The organism is Micromonospora sp. M71_S20, from assembly GCF_003664255.1.
In the GTDB taxonomy this organism is placed as follows: Bacteria; Actinomycetota; Actinomycetes; order Mycobacteriales; family Micromonosporaceae; genus Micromonospora.
Map to the genome: position 1 here is coordinate 4,536,477 of NZ_RCCV01000001.1, position 13,257 is coordinate 4,549,733.

At 72.9% G+C, this 13,257-nt stretch carries 11 protein-coding genes; 5 read left to right on the top strand and 6 right to left on the bottom strand.

Annotation, left to right across the window (positions count from 1 at the left end; genetic code table 11):
- Nucleotides 1-77: 77 nt before the first annotated feature.
- From DER29_RS19445 to DER29_RS19465, 5 genes are read left to right on the top strand one after another with little or no spacing between them, the layout of a single operon-like run.
- Complete coding sequence (locus DER29_RS19445) at nucleotides 78-1,124, top strand: ABC transporter ATP-binding protein (RefSeq protein ID WP_121399342.1); 1,047 nt, start codon at nucleotides 78-80, stop codon at nucleotides 1,122-1,124.
- Nucleotides 1,121-2,167 (top strand): ABC transporter ATP-binding protein, encoded by a 1,047-nt coding sequence (locus DER29_RS19450; protein WP_121398623.1) that lies wholly within the window; start codon nucleotides 1,121-1,123, stop codon nucleotides 2,165-2,167. The genes DER29_RS19445 and DER29_RS19450 overlap by 4 nt, the downstream gene beginning before the upstream one ends.
- A complete protein-coding gene (locus tag DER29_RS19455; protein ID WP_121398624.1) occupies nucleotides 2,164-3,606 on the top strand; it encodes an aldehyde dehydrogenase family protein in 1,443 nt (480 codons plus the stop codon). Before DER29_RS19450 ends, DER29_RS19455 begins: the two co-directional genes overlap by 4 nt.
- A 7-nt stretch (nucleotides 3,607-3,613) precedes the next feature.
- Nucleotides 3,614-4,570, top strand: a complete 957-nt coding sequence (locus DER29_RS19460) for an NAD(P)-dependent oxidoreductase (RefSeq protein ID WP_121398625.1) — start codon at nucleotides 3,614-3,616, stop codon at nucleotides 4,568-4,570.
- Between the two features lie 47 nt (nucleotides 4,571-4,617).
- On the top strand, nucleotides 4,618-5,745 hold the full coding sequence (locus DER29_RS19465) for an acyl-CoA dehydrogenase family protein (protein ID WP_370040322.1): 1,128 nt from the start codon (nucleotides 4,618-4,620) through the stop codon (nucleotides 5,743-5,745).
- Nucleotides 5,746-5,766: 21 nt separating this feature from the next.
- Here DER29_RS19465 and DER29_RS19470 read toward each other — a convergent pair whose 3' ends face one another.
- The 6 genes from DER29_RS19470 to DER29_RS19495 all read right to left on the bottom strand — a co-directional run bounded on the left by DER29_RS19470 (nucleotide 5,767) and on the right by DER29_RS19495 (nucleotide 13,151).
- A complete protein-coding gene (locus DER29_RS19470) occupies nucleotides 5,767-6,561 on the bottom strand; it encodes a M15 family metallopeptidase (protein ID WP_233599940.1) in 795 nt (264 codons plus the stop codon).
- Nucleotides 6,562-6,716: 155 nt separating this feature from the next.
- Nucleotides 6,717-7,706, bottom strand: a complete 990-nt coding sequence (locus DER29_RS19475) for an acetylxylan esterase (protein ID WP_121398628.1) — start codon at nucleotides 7,704-7,706, stop codon at nucleotides 6,717-6,719.
- 3 nt (nucleotides 7,707-7,709) lie between these two features.
- Nucleotides 7,710-10,088 (bottom strand): beta-glucosidase, encoded by a 2,379-nt coding sequence (locus DER29_RS19480; protein ID WP_233599942.1) that lies wholly within the window; start codon nucleotides 10,086-10,088, stop codon nucleotides 7,710-7,712.
- A complete protein-coding gene (locus DER29_RS19485; protein ID WP_121398629.1) occupies nucleotides 10,085-10,906 on the bottom strand; it encodes a carbohydrate ABC transporter permease in 822 nt (273 codons plus the stop codon). Before DER29_RS19485 ends, DER29_RS19480 begins: the two co-directional genes overlap by 4 nt.
- The gene (locus tag DER29_RS19490) at nucleotides 10,903-11,844 is read right to left on the bottom strand and encodes a carbohydrate ABC transporter permease (protein ID WP_121398630.1); all 942 of its coding nucleotides are present in this window, start codon (nucleotides 11,842-11,844) and stop codon (nucleotides 10,903-10,905) included. The genes DER29_RS19485 and DER29_RS19490 overlap by 4 nt, the downstream gene beginning before the upstream one ends.
- A gap of 8 nt (nucleotides 11,845-11,852) precedes the next feature.
- Nucleotides 11,853-13,151 (bottom strand): ABC transporter substrate-binding protein, encoded by a 1,299-nt coding sequence (locus DER29_RS19495; RefSeq protein ID WP_121398631.1) that lies wholly within the window; start codon nucleotides 13,149-13,151, stop codon nucleotides 11,853-11,855.
- Nucleotides 13,152-13,257: the final 106 nt, after the last annotated feature.

Here is a 13,257-nt window from a genome sequence, read left to right on the forward strand (position 1 = left end):
ACGACGAACATCGTCTGTGCAACACTCCTGGTTGACGAATGGCGACGTTGAGACGTCCAGATTGCGGGGTGGGTTCGATGGCCTTGTTGGAGGTGCGGGACCTGCGCACCGAATTCCGTGCGGCACGGGGTTCGGTGACGGCAGTCGACGGGGTCTCCTTCACCGTCGACGCGGGCGAGACGGTGGCACTGGTGGGCGAGTCCGGCTGCGGAAAGTCGGCCACCGCGCAGTCCATCATGGGCCTGATCGTGCCGCCGGCCGGTCAGGTGACCGGCGGACAGGTGCTCTTCGAAGGAAGGGACCTGGTGCGCCTGCGCCCTCGCGAACTGCGGGCCGTCCGCGGCAAGGGCATCTCGATGATCTTCCAGGACCCGATGACCTCGCTGAACCCGGTGCTGACCGTGGGGAGGCAACTCACCGAGACCCTGGAGCTCCACCTCGGACTCGGTCGCAGGGCCGCGCGGGCGCGCGCCGTCGAGCTGCTGGAGATGGTGCGCATCCCGGCCGCGGAGACCCGGCTGAGCTCCTATCCGCACCAACTCTCCGGCGGCATGCGGCAACGCGTGATGATCGCGATGGCCCTCTCCTGCCAACCCCGGCTGATCCTCGCCGACGAGATCACCACCGCACTCGACGTCACCATCCAGGCGCAGATCCTGGAGCTGCTGCGGGAGTTGGCGAGGGAGACCCGCACCGCCCTCCTGCTCATCACCCACGACCTCGGGGTCGTGGCCGGCATGGCGGAGCGGGTCAACGTGATGTACGCCGGGCAGATCGTGGAGCGGGCCGAGACGGTCGACCTGTTCCACCGCCCGCAGATGCCCTACACCTGGGGGCTGCTGGGGTCGGTGCCCCGGCTGGACCTCGTCCGGGGCGGCAAGCTCCGCCCGATCGCCGGCCGCCCGCCGGAGCTGTCGGAGATGCCTCCCGGCTGCCGGTTCGCGCCCCGCTGCGCGCACGTGCGGGACACCTGCCACGGCGGCGCACCCGACCTCGTCACGACGTGGGAGACGCCGGACCGGGGCCAGCTGACCCGCTGCTGGGGCATGCGACCCGAAAGCGAGGGCGGCTGGCTCTCCACCGAGGACCGGCACCCCTACCTCTCGACCGAGGAGAGCCGATGACCGAATCCCCCGTCACCGCTGTGGAGCACGCCCTGCTGCGGGTGCGCGATCTGGCGGTCGACTTCAAGGTGCCCGCGCGTGGCAAGCTGCGACCGGCCCGCCTGCGTGCCGTGTCCGGAGTGGATCTCGACGTCCGGCGTGGCGAGATCATCGGTGTGGTGGGCGAGTCCGGCTGCGGCAAGTCCACCACCGGGCGGGCCATCCTCCAGCTCCTCAAGCCCACCAGCGGGACGGTGACCTTCGACGGCACCGAGCTGACCACCCTCAGCCGGGGCCGGATGCGGGCGATGCGCCGCCGGATGCAGATGATCTTCCAGGACCCGTACGCGTCGCTGAACCCGCGCATGACCATCGGCGAACTCATCGAGGAGCCGCTGCTGGTGCACGCGGATCTCTCCGCCGCCGGCCGGCGGGCCAAGGCGGTGGACACCATGCAGCTGGTCGGGCTCAGCGAACAGTGGCACAGTCGCTATCCGCACGAGTTCTCCGGCGGCCAGCGGCAACGGGTCGGCATCGCGCGGGCGCTGGTCAGCAACCCGGACTTCATCGTCGCCGACGAGCCGGTCTCCGCGCTGGACGTCTCGGTCCAGGCCCAGATCGTCAACCTGCTCGAACAGTTGCAGGAAGACCTGGGCCTGACGATGATGTTCATCGCCCACGACCTGGCCGTCGTGCGGCACCTCTGCGACCGCATCGCCGTGATGTACCTCGGCACCGTCGTCGAGGTGGGCGAGTGCGAGGACATGTACCGCCGGCCGCAGCACCCGTACACCAAGGCGTTGCTGTCGGCGGTGCCGATTCCCGATCCGCTGGTCGAGACCGAACGCCAGCGCGTCATCCTCACCGGAGACGTGCCGAGCCCGCTCAGCCCGCCCAGCGGATGCCGCTTCCGCACCCGGTGCTGGAAGGCGCAGGAGATCTGCGCGGCGCAGGAGCCGGTGCTCACCACGGCCGCCGGCAGCGGCCACCAGGTCGCCTGCCACTTCCCGGAGGACCCCGGCCCGTTGGACCAGCCCCTCGCCGCCGCGGCCGGTGGCCGATGAGCACGACCGTGCCGCACCACCTCAACCTCGTCGACGGCGAGTGGATCGACGGGGAACGCCGGCCGAACGGCAACCCCGCGCGCCCCGGCGAGGTCGTCAGCGAGTACGCCGTGGCCGGCCGGGACACCGCCCGCGCGGCGATCGAGGCCGCCCGCCGCGCCCAGCCCGGCTGGGCCGGGCAGTCCGTCGGGTCCCGGATGGAGATCCTGGACCACATCGGCACCACCATCCTGCGACGGACCGAGGAGCTCGCGGTCCTGCTCTCGCGGGAGGAGGGCAAGCTGCTCAGCGAGGCGCGCGGGGAGGTCACCCGGGCCGGTCAGACCTTCCGCTACTACGCCCACCAGCTGCTGCAACCGCAGGGCGAGGTCTACTCCTCCACCCGCCCCAACGTCCACGCCGAGGTCCGGCGCCGACCGTTGGGCGTCGTCGGCATCATCACGCCGTGGAACTACCCGCTCGCCATCCCGGCGTGGAAGGTCGCGCCCGCGCTCGCCTACGGCAATGCGGTCGTGCTCAAGCCGGCCGAACTGGTCACCGCCTCCGCCGGGGAACTCACCCGGATCATCGCCGGGTCCGGGCTGCCACCCGGCGTGTTCAACCTCGTCATGGGCGCCGGCCGGGTGGTCGGCGAGGAGCTGTTGACCTCGACCGGGATCGACGGCGTCTCCTTCACCGGGGGCACCGGCACCGGCCGCCACGTGGCACAGCGGTGCCTCGCCCACGGCAACAAGCGGTTCCAGCTGGAGATGGGCGGCAAGAACCCACTCGTGGTGCTCGACGACGCCGACCTGGAGGTCGCGGTGCGCTGCGCCCTGGACGGCAGCTTCTTCAGCAGCGGCCAGCGCTGCACGGCGTCGAGCCGGCTGATCGTGCAGGCGGGCATCCACGACCGGTTCGTCGAGACGCTGGCCGCGGCGGCCGGTGCGCTGCGGGTCGGCGACCCACTCGACCCCCTCAGTGACCTGGGCCCGGTGGTGAGCCCCGAACAGCTCGCCCAGAACCTCGACTACGTCCGGATCGGACGCGACGAGGGCGCGACCGTGGTGGCCGGCGGGACGCACCACCCGGACGAGGGACAGTTCATGCGGCCCACCCTCTTCGCCGACGCGCGCAACGACATGCGGTTGGCCCGGGAGGAGATCTTCGGCCCGGTCTCCTGCGTGATCAGGGTCGACGACCTCGACGAGGCGATCAGCGTCGCCGGCGACACCGACTACGGGCTCTCCGCCGGCATCGTGACCACGTCGCTGTCGGCGGCCGAACGGTTCAAGCGCGACGCCCGCGCCGGCATCGTCTCGGTCAACCTGCCCACCGCCGGCACCGAGCTGCACCTGCCCTTCGGCGGCACCGGCGCCTCCAACCACGGGCCCCGGGAGCAGGGCGGCTACGCGCGGGACTTCTACTCCGTGCCGGTGACCTGTTACACCGGCTGGTGATGACGGCATGACACCGAAGATCCTGCTCACCGAGCCGATCGCCGAGGCCGGCATGGCGCTGCTGCGGGCGGCGGGCGAGGTGCACGTCGCCCACGCCACCGACCCGGCGGCACTCGCCGCCGGGCCACTGACCTCCGCCGACGCCCTCGTGGTGCGCTCCTCACCGGTGACGGCCGGCATGCTCGAAGCCGGCCGGCGACTCAGGATCGTCGGCCGCCACGGCGCCGGGCTGGACGGCATCGACCTCGCCGCGGCCGACCGCCTGGGCATCCGGGTGGTCGGCACGCCGGGCGCCAACGCCGAATCGGTGGCCGAGTTCGTCATCCTGGCCGCCCTCGCCCTCGCCCGGCAGGCGCCGGCGGCCGCCGCGTCGTTGACCCGGGGCGCCCTGCCGGCCGGCCGGTCACTGCCGTCCGCGGTCGTCGCGGCCGGGCTGACCGGGACCATGCTGGCCGGCCGCACCCTGGGCCTGGTCGGGCTCGGCGCGATCGGCCGGGGCGTCGCGGCCCGCGCCCGGGGACTGGGCATGAACGTGATCGGGCACGACGTCGCGACGGCCGGCCCGCCGCCGGGAGTACGCCTCGTCGCGCTGGACGACCTGCTGCGCGAGGCCGACGTGGTGAGCCTGCACGTGCCGCAGACCCCGCAGACGATCGGGCTCGTCGACGCCGCCGCGCTCGCCCGGATGCGACCGGACGCCCTGCTGGTCAACACGGCGCGGGCCGGGGTCGTGGACAGCGGGGCCGTACTCGCCGCGCTCGACGCCGGGCGGCTGCGGGGCTACGCGGTGGACGTCTTCGCGCCCGAGCCGCCCCGTCCCGACGATCCGCTCCTGCACCACCCGAGGGTCTTCGCCACCCCGCACATGGCGGCGATGACCCGCGACGCGCTGGACGCGATGGCCGTCGCCGTCGCGCGTAGCGTGATCGCGCACCTGCAAGCCCCGGAAGGAAACGAACCGTGACCCTGTCCACCCCCGCGACCACGCTCGCGTACTTCGGCGTCGACGCCCTGATCGACGACGACACCCGAGACCTCCAGGCCGCCGTACGCGGCTTCGTCGACCGACGGATCCGCCCGGAGATCGCCACCTGGTACGAGCAGGGCCGCCTGCCCGTGCGGGACCTGGCCCGCGAACTCGGCGAGCTCGGTGTGCTCGGCATGCACCTCAACGGCTACGGCTGCGCCGGCACCTCCGCCGTCGCGTACGGGCTGGCCTGCTTCGAGCTGGAGGCGGGCGACTCGGGGCTGCGCTCCCTGGTCTCGGTGCAGGGGTCGCTCGCCATGTACGCCATCTGGCGCTTCGGCTCCGAGGAGCAGAAGCAGCAGTGGCTGCCCCGGATGGCCGCCGGCGAGGCGATCGGCTGCTTCGGCCTGACCGAACCGGACTTCGGCTCCGACCCGGCCGGCATGCGGACCAGGGCCCGCCGCGACGGCGACGACTGGGTGCTCAACGGCACCAAGATGTGGATCACCAACGGCTCCGTCGCGGATGTCGCCGTGGTGTGGGCCCGCACCGACGAGGGCGTACGCGGCTTCCTCGTCCCGGCCGGCACCCCCGGCTTCACGGCCCCGGAGATCACCCGCAAGCTCTCCCTGCGCGCCTCGGTGACCTCGGAACTCGTCCTCGACGACGTGCGGCTGCCCGCCGACGCGATGCTGCCGGAGGCCGCCGGCCTGTCCGGGCCGCTGTCGTGCCTCAACGAGGCCCGCTTCGGCATCGTCTTCGGGGCGCTGGGCGCGGCCCACGACTGCCTGGAGACGACGATCGCGTACGCCCGCAGCCGGCAGATCTTCGACAAGCCGCTCGCCGCGTACCAGGCCACCCAGCTCAAGCTCGCCGACATGGGGCTGGAGCTGGGCAAGGGGATGCTGCTGGCGTTGCAGATCGGCGCGATGAAGGACGCCGGCACGCTCGACCACCGGCAGATCAGCCTGGGCAAGCTCAACAGCGTGCGGGAGGCCATCGCCATCGCCCGCGAGTGCCGCGCCATCCTGGGCGCCGCCGGGATCACCCTCGACTACCCGGTCATCCGGCACTCGGCCAACCTCGAGTCCGTGCTCACCTACGAGGGCACCTCCGAGGTGCATCAGCTGATCATCGGACAGGTGCTGACCGGCCACGCCGCCTTCAAGTAGGCGGGGCGGACCCTGGTCGTCTCAGCCGCCCGCGGGCTCGGCCGAGGAGCGGGCCACCGGCAGGTCGAAGTACGTGTCCGGCCAGGGCTCGTCGCGGTAGCGGTAGTGCCACCACTCGCGGTCGTAGTTGACGAAGCCGCCGTCGGTCATCAGCTGCCGCAGCAGCCGCCGGTTGTCCCGGGGCGCGCCGGTGACCTGCGGCGAGTCGGTGTGCGCGAGCGGGTCGAAGCAGTCGAAGCCGGTGCCCATGTCGACGCCGTTGTCGGCGAACCGCTGCCCCCGGGGGGCGGTGCAGGAGACCAGGGGCTGGCCCGGGGCGTACGGGGGCTGGGTGGGGGTCGGCACGTCGACCAGGGTCAGGTCGAGCGTGCTGCCCCGGCTGTGCGCGGTGGGTGCGCCGATGTACCCCTCGTCGAACAGGTCGGACTTCGCCACCCGGGGATAGAACTCCGCCTTCATCCGCTGCTCGCCGGGCTGCCTGGCCCACTCGACGAAGTCGACGGCGGCCCGCCGGGGGCGGTAGCAGTCGTACACCTTCAGGCTGCGGCCCCGGGCGAGGGCGGTGTCCTGCACCCGGCGCAGCGCCTCGGCGGCCCGGCGGGTGAGCAGGCAGAGCGGTTCGGGGTAGCCGGCGACCGGCCGTCCGACGAAGTTGTGCGCGGTGGCGTACCGGATGTCGGTGCGGATGCGCGGGTCGACGTCGGTGAGGACGACGAGGCCCGGCCCGGGCGGCGTGGCCGCCGACGCCGGCGTCTGCGGGGCGGACGGTGGCGGGGCGGACGGTGGCGGCGTCGGTGCGGCCGACGGTGGCGGCACGGCGGACGGTGACGGCGACGGCGCTGGCCGTGTGCAGCCGGGCGCGAGCGCCGCGATCACGACGGCCACCGCGACGGCCCGCCCACGGACGGTCGCGGCGCCCGGGGCTCGCCGGCGGATCCGGACTGGCCTGGCCACGCCCCCTGTCTATCAGGCTACGGACCGTCGGGCGCCCGGTCCGGCGACAGGTGTACGCGCAGGAAGCGCAGCGCCGCCTCGTCGTCGTCGATCCCGCCGGCCTCGTGACCGTTGTACCGCCAGACCGACAGCTCCGTCGGCCCCCGACAGGCGTTGACGGCGGCGAAGACGGTCGACGGCGGCACGATCTCGTCCATCAGCGCGACGGAGAAGCGGGCCGGCAGGTGGCACCGGCGGGCGAAGTTCACCCCGTCGACGTAGGCCAGGGTGGCCAGCACCCGTTCCTCGGCGTGCCGGTGGACGGCCAGATAGTCGCGGATCTCCCGGTACGGATGCGCGTCGGTGAGCACGATCGCGCGCGGGATGTCGCACAGGAAGGGCACGCCGGCGACGACGGCCCGCAGGCCGGGCGTCAGCGCGGCGACGGCGAGCGCCGCGCCGCCGCCCTGGCTGTGCCCGAGGACCGCGACCCACGCCGGATCGACCGCCGGCAGGGTACGGACCGCGTCCACCGCCCGCACCGCGTCGGTGAGGAACCGCCGGTAGTAGTACGTGCGGGGGTCCGCCACGCCACGGGTGGCCACCCCGGGCGCCTCGGGGCCGGCGGCGGCCGGATCCGGGGTGTCCCCCCGGGCCCAGCCCGCGCCCTGCCCCCGGGTGTCCATCTGCAGGTGCCCGAAGCCGGCCGAGGCCCACAGCAGGTTCTCCAGCGGGTGGCCCCGGCCGCCGCCGTAGCCGGCGTACTGCACGACGGTGGGCAGGGGTGCCACGGCGCCGCGCGGCAGCCGCAGCCAGGCCCGCACCGGCTGCCCGGCGAAGCCGGGAAAGGTCACGTCGTGCACGTCGATCGTGGCCAGCCCGGTGGGCACCGGCTCGGCGCGCACCGGCCAGCCACACTCCCGCGCCTCGGCGATCGTGTCCGCCCAGAACCGGTCGAAGTCCGCCGGCTCCGCCACCTGACCCCGGTACGCCCGCAACTGCTCCTCGGGCAGGTCGGTGAGGGCCACCGTTCAGCCGGCCGAGGGCGTGACGGCGAACCGGGGGTGCAACCGCCGGGTGTGGTCGACGTGCCGGGCGGAACCACGCAGCGCGACCGCCGCCACGAGCCGGTGGTCCGTGCTGGACGCCGAGAGCCGCAGCTCCAGCTCGCCCGGCTCGACGACGCGCCGCCCGTCGCGCCCGGTGAAGGAGAACAGGTCGGCCGGCACGGCCAGGTCGATCCGGCAGGCCGCGCCCGCCTCCAGCGGCACCCGGAGGTAGCCGACGAGGCGCTGCACCGGCTGGACCACCGAGGCCACCGGATCGTGCGCGTACACCTGCACCACCTCGCTGCCCCACCGGGAGCCGGTGTTGCGCACCGTGAAGTGCAGCCGCAGCTCACCGTCGGTCGCCGCGACCGGCTCGTCGACGACCAGGCCCGACCAGTCGAACGTGGTGTAGCCCAGGCCGTGCCCGAAGCCGTACGCGGGCGTCGGGTCGACGTTGGAGACGTCGCTGGCGTGGCCCAGCCGGGCCGAGAGGTAGGTGGTCGGCTGCGCGCCGGGGCCCCGGGGCACGCTGACCGGCAGCCGCCCCTGCGGCGCGACCCGGCCGCTGAGCACGCCGGCGATGGCCGGGGTGCCCTCCTCGCCGGGGAAGAACGACTGCACGACCGCCGCCGCGTCGGTCACCGCCCGCCCCAGCGCGTAGGGGCGCCCGGCGAGCAGCGTCACCACCACGGGCGTACCGGTGTCCAGCAGCGCGTCGAGCAGGTGCTGCTGCGCCCCGGGCAGGGCCAGCGACTCGGCGTCGCAACCCTCGCCGCTGGTGCCCCGGCCGAACAGTCCCGCCCGGTCGCCGAGCGCGGCGACCACCACGTCCGCACCCCGCGCCGCCGCGACCGCCGCCGCCACCCCGTCGGTGCCGTCGCCGTCGACGGAGACGCCGGCCGCGGTGACCACGACGCTGTCTGCGAACTCGGCGCGCAGCGCCGCCGCCAGGGTGGGCAGCTCGATGCCGACGGGCACCTCGGGATGCCGCGAGCCGACGTGGGCCGGGAACGAGTAGCAGCCGAGCACCGCCGTGGGGCTCTCCGCCTGCGGGCCGACCAGCGCGATGCGGGCCGGCCGGTCGAGCGGCAGGGTGCCGTCGTTGGCCAGCAGCACCACGGCACGCTCGGCGACCTCGCGGGCCAGCGCCCGGTTGGCCGGCGGGTCCAGGTCGACGGTGCCGCGCAGCGCCTCCGGGTCGGACAGGTCGGCGCCGGCCAGCGCGGCCGGCACCGGACTCCAGTCGGCGTCGAGGAGACCGAGCTGCGCCTTCTGCGTCAGCACCCGACGGACCGCCCGGTCGACCAGCGCCCCCGGCACCGCGCCGGCCGCGAGCGCCTCGCGCAGCGGCTCGCCGAACGTCTTCACCGTCGGCAGCTCGACGTCCACTCCGGCGGCGAGGGCGACGGCCGCCGCCTCCGCCCAGCTGCCGGCCACCCCGTGCAGGGTGCGCAGGAAGGCGACGCCGAAGTAGTCGGCCACCACGGTGCCCGGGAAGCCCCAGGCGTCGCGGAGCAGGCCGGTCAGCAGGTCCTCGTCGGCCGCCGAGGGCATCCCGTCGGTGTCGGTGTAGGCGTGCATCACCGACCGCGCGCCGCCCTCGCGTACCGCCATCTCGAACGGCGGGAGGATCACGTCGGCGCGCTCGCGGGGACCCATCGCCACCGGCGCCAGGTTGCGCCCGCCCCGGGAGGCGGAGTAGCCGGCGAAGTGCTTCAGCGTCGCCACCACGCCCGCGGACTCCAGGCCCCGCACGTACGCGGTGGCGATCGTGCCCACCAGGTAGGGGTCCTCGCCGATGGTCTCCTCCACCCGTCCCCAGCGCGCGTCGCGCACCACGTCGAGCACCGGGGCCAGTCCCTGGTGCACCCCGACGCGACGCAGGTCGGCGCCGATGGCGGCGGCCATCCGCCCGATCAGCTCCGGGTCGAAGGTGGCGCCCCAGGACAACGGCACGGGGTAGGCGGTGGCGCCCCAGGCGGCGAAGCCGGCCAGGCACTCCTCGTGCGCCATCGCCGGGATGCCGAACCGGTTCGCGGCGGCGACGCGCTGCTGGGTCCGCAGCAGCGACAGCGCACCGAGCGCGGGGTCGACCGGGGCGGTGCCGAACGGGCGGGTCAGCTGGCCGAGACCCGTGCCCAGCAGGGCGGCCAGGTCGACCGGTTCCTCCATCTCGTGCTGGTACGGCGCGACCTCTCCCCCGTCGGCGGCGGCGCCGACCCAGACGCCGTAGAGCTGGGCCACCTTCTCCGGCAGGGTCATCGCGGCGACCAGGGCGTCCACCCGGGTCGCGAGGTCGAGGGTCGGGTCGGTCCAGATCGCGGCGCCGGTGGCGATGTCCAGGGTCACGTTGTCGGTCACTTTCCTCCGACGCCCATCAGCCCCTGCACCAGGGCCCGTCGGGCGAACAGATAGACGAGCAGGACGGGCACCATCGACAGCACGACCGCGGCGAGCAGGCCGGGAATGTTGATCCCGTACTGCGTCTGGAAGTTGTAGAGGCCGAGGGTGATCACCTTGGTGGAGTCGGACTGGGTGAGGATCAGCGGGAACAGGAAGCCGTTCCACGCCTGCAGGGCGGAGAAGACCGCGATGGTGGCGATCCCGCCGCGCGACAGCGGCAGCACCAGTTGGCCGAACACCCGCGCGGGGCTGGCGCCGTCGATGGCCATCGCCTCGTACAGGTCGGGGGTGATGTCGCGCATGACGCCGCTGAGGATCAGCGCGCACACCGGCAGGGAGAAGGCGGCGGTGGGCAGGATGACGCCGACGAGGTTGTCGTAGAGCCCGGCCTTGCTGATCAGGTAGAAGATCGGCACGATGACCGCCTGCGCGGGGATCGCCAGGCCCAGCAGGAACAGCCGGAACACGCCGGAGGTGAGCCGGCTGCGGCTGCGCACGATGGCGTACGCCAGGGGCGGCACGAGCAGCAGCACGATGCCCACCACGCTCGCCGTGACCACCAGGGTGTTGAGCAGGTAGCGGCCGAAGCCCTCGTCGAAGGCGCCGGTGTAGTTGTCCAGGGTGAAGGTGTCGGGCAGCGCGATCGGGCCGTTGCGGCCGTACCCCTCGCGGGTCTGCACGGTGATCGCCAGCATGACGTAGATCGGCAGGCCGACGAGGAGGAGCCAGGCCACGGCGCCGAGCCCGGCCAGCCAGTTGGGGCGGTGCCGCTTCACAGTCCCTCCATCGTGGAGCGCATCCGGTCGTAGCCGGAGACCCGGACCACGATCAGCGAGATGACGGTGGCGACGACGACGAGGAGCAGGGCGATGGCCGCGCCGGCGCCGAAGTCGAAGCTGCGGAACGCCTGCTCGTACATGTGGTAGGCGGTGATGGTGGTGTCGGTGCCCGGCCCGCCCTGGGTGAGGATCAGCACGGTGTCGAACGTGGTGAGCCCGCCGACGACCATGAGCACCACCGAGGTGATCATGGCGTTGCGCAGCTGCGGCAGGGTGACGTGGCGGAACTGTCCCCACCGGCCGGCGCCGTCGACCTCGGCGGCCTGGTAGAGCACCGCCGGTACGGCGCGGGCCGCGCCCTGGTAGATCAGCGCGTGGAACGGGATGAACTGCCAGCTGCCGACGAAGACCAGCACGGCGATCGCGCCCGTCCGGCTGCCGAAGAGGTTGCCGTCGCCGAACAGCCACGGGGCCTGGCCGGGCACGCCGAAGTTCGGGTCGAGCAGTGCCCGCCACAGCACCGACACGGCGGTCGCCGACAGCAGCAGCGGGAGGAAGAAGATCGCGGACAGCACGGCCCGGTTGCGCTGCGGCCCGGCCGCCCACACGCCGATCAGCAGGCTCAGCGGCGTCTGCACCAGCACGCCGAGGGCGGTGAGCAGGACACTCAGCCACAGGCTGTTGATCATCACGGGGTCGCGGGCGAGCCGCCGCCAGTTGTCCAGCCCGACGTACTCCGGGGAGCCGAGGCCCGCCCAGCTGGTGAAGCTGAGCACGACCACGAGGACCAGCGGGACGAGTGCGAAGAGCCCGAAGAACAGGGTGGCGGGGAGGGCCCAGGCGAAGCCCGGGCGGCTGAGGGTGGGGCCGCCCGGGCTTCGTCGGGCCCGTCGCTGCTCCGTCGCGGTGGGGGCGGCGAGGGTGGTGGTGGACATGGTCGCGCTCAGCCCGCCTGGAGGGACTGCATCGCCTTGATGAAGCCGGCGGCGTCCATCCGGCCGTTGCAGTACTGCTGCACGGCCTGGTGGATGGTCGTGGTCGCCGCCGGCGGGTACGCCTGGTCCCAGGAGAGCTGGAAGTTCGGTGCCTCCTTGACCAGGGTGAACTGGTACTTCAGGTAGTCCGGGTTGGTGGCGCCGTCGAGGAACTTCTCGGTGTTGGTGGTGGTGGGCAGGTTGCCGATGGCGAGCTGCGCCTGGACGAACTCGTCGGAGTACTGGAGCTTGAGGAACTCGGCCACCGCCTCCGGGTGCCGGGTCTTCTTCAGCACGGAGTAGAAGTTGTTGGTGTTGCCGACCACGTTGCGCGGGTCGCCCTTGCCACCCGGGACGCTCGGGAAGGCGCTCCAGCCGAGGCCCTCGGCGGCGAAGGTCGGGTTGGCGTCGTGGTGGGTCGAGTAGTTCCAGGAGCCCATCAGCTCGAAGCCGGCCTTGCCGCCCGCCAGCAGGGCGGGCGAGCCGCCGTCGGTGAACTTGACCGAGTCGAAGTTGGTGCCGAACGCGCCCGCGTCGGTCAGTTGCCGCAGCAGCTCCAGGGCGCGGCGGCTCTCCGGGCTCTCCCAGGCACTCTTGTCGCCGTCGAGCGCCTTGGCGAACAGCTCGGGACCGGCCACCCGGTCGTAGAGGTACTGGTACCACATCTGGGTCGGCCACTGGTCGCCGCCGCCGAGGGCGATCGGCGTGAGCCCCTTGCCCTTGAGGGTCTTCACGGCGGCCAGCAGGTCGTCCCACGTCTTCGGCGGGGTGATCCCGGCGTCGGCGAGGACCTTCTTGTTGTGGAACAGCAGCACCGGCTGGGTGCCGCGCATCGGCACCCCGTACGCCTTGCCGTCGACCATGGCGGTGTTGAAGACCGACGGCAGGAAGTTCGCCTTCAGCCCCGGGTCCTTGGCGATCATGTCGTCGAGCGGCAGCAGCAGGTCGGCCTTGACGAACGGGGTGATGCTGCCGCCGCCCCAGTTGAAGAAGACGTCCGGCGCCTGCTTGGTGTTGATGATGGTCTGGAGCTTGGTCTGGTAGTCGGCACCGGGGATGGTGTCCAGCACCGCCTTGACCTTCGACGTCTTGTTGAACGTCTCGACGAGCTGTTTCTCGACCTTGTTGGTGGCGTCGCCGTACACCAGGATGCGGATCTCGTCCGGGCCGGCGGCCGAGTCACCGTCGCCGCAGGCGGTCAGTGGCAACGCCAACGCCAGGGCGGCGCCGAGCGCGACGACCCGGGCGAGCCGCGTGCGTACAGTCATGATCGACCTCTCGTGGTGGGGGTGTGGTGGGGGACGTCGCCGCCGGCGCGACGACCGAAAGGTGTCCGACAAGTTTCCGGAATACTTCCGTAACTCGTCCGAACGC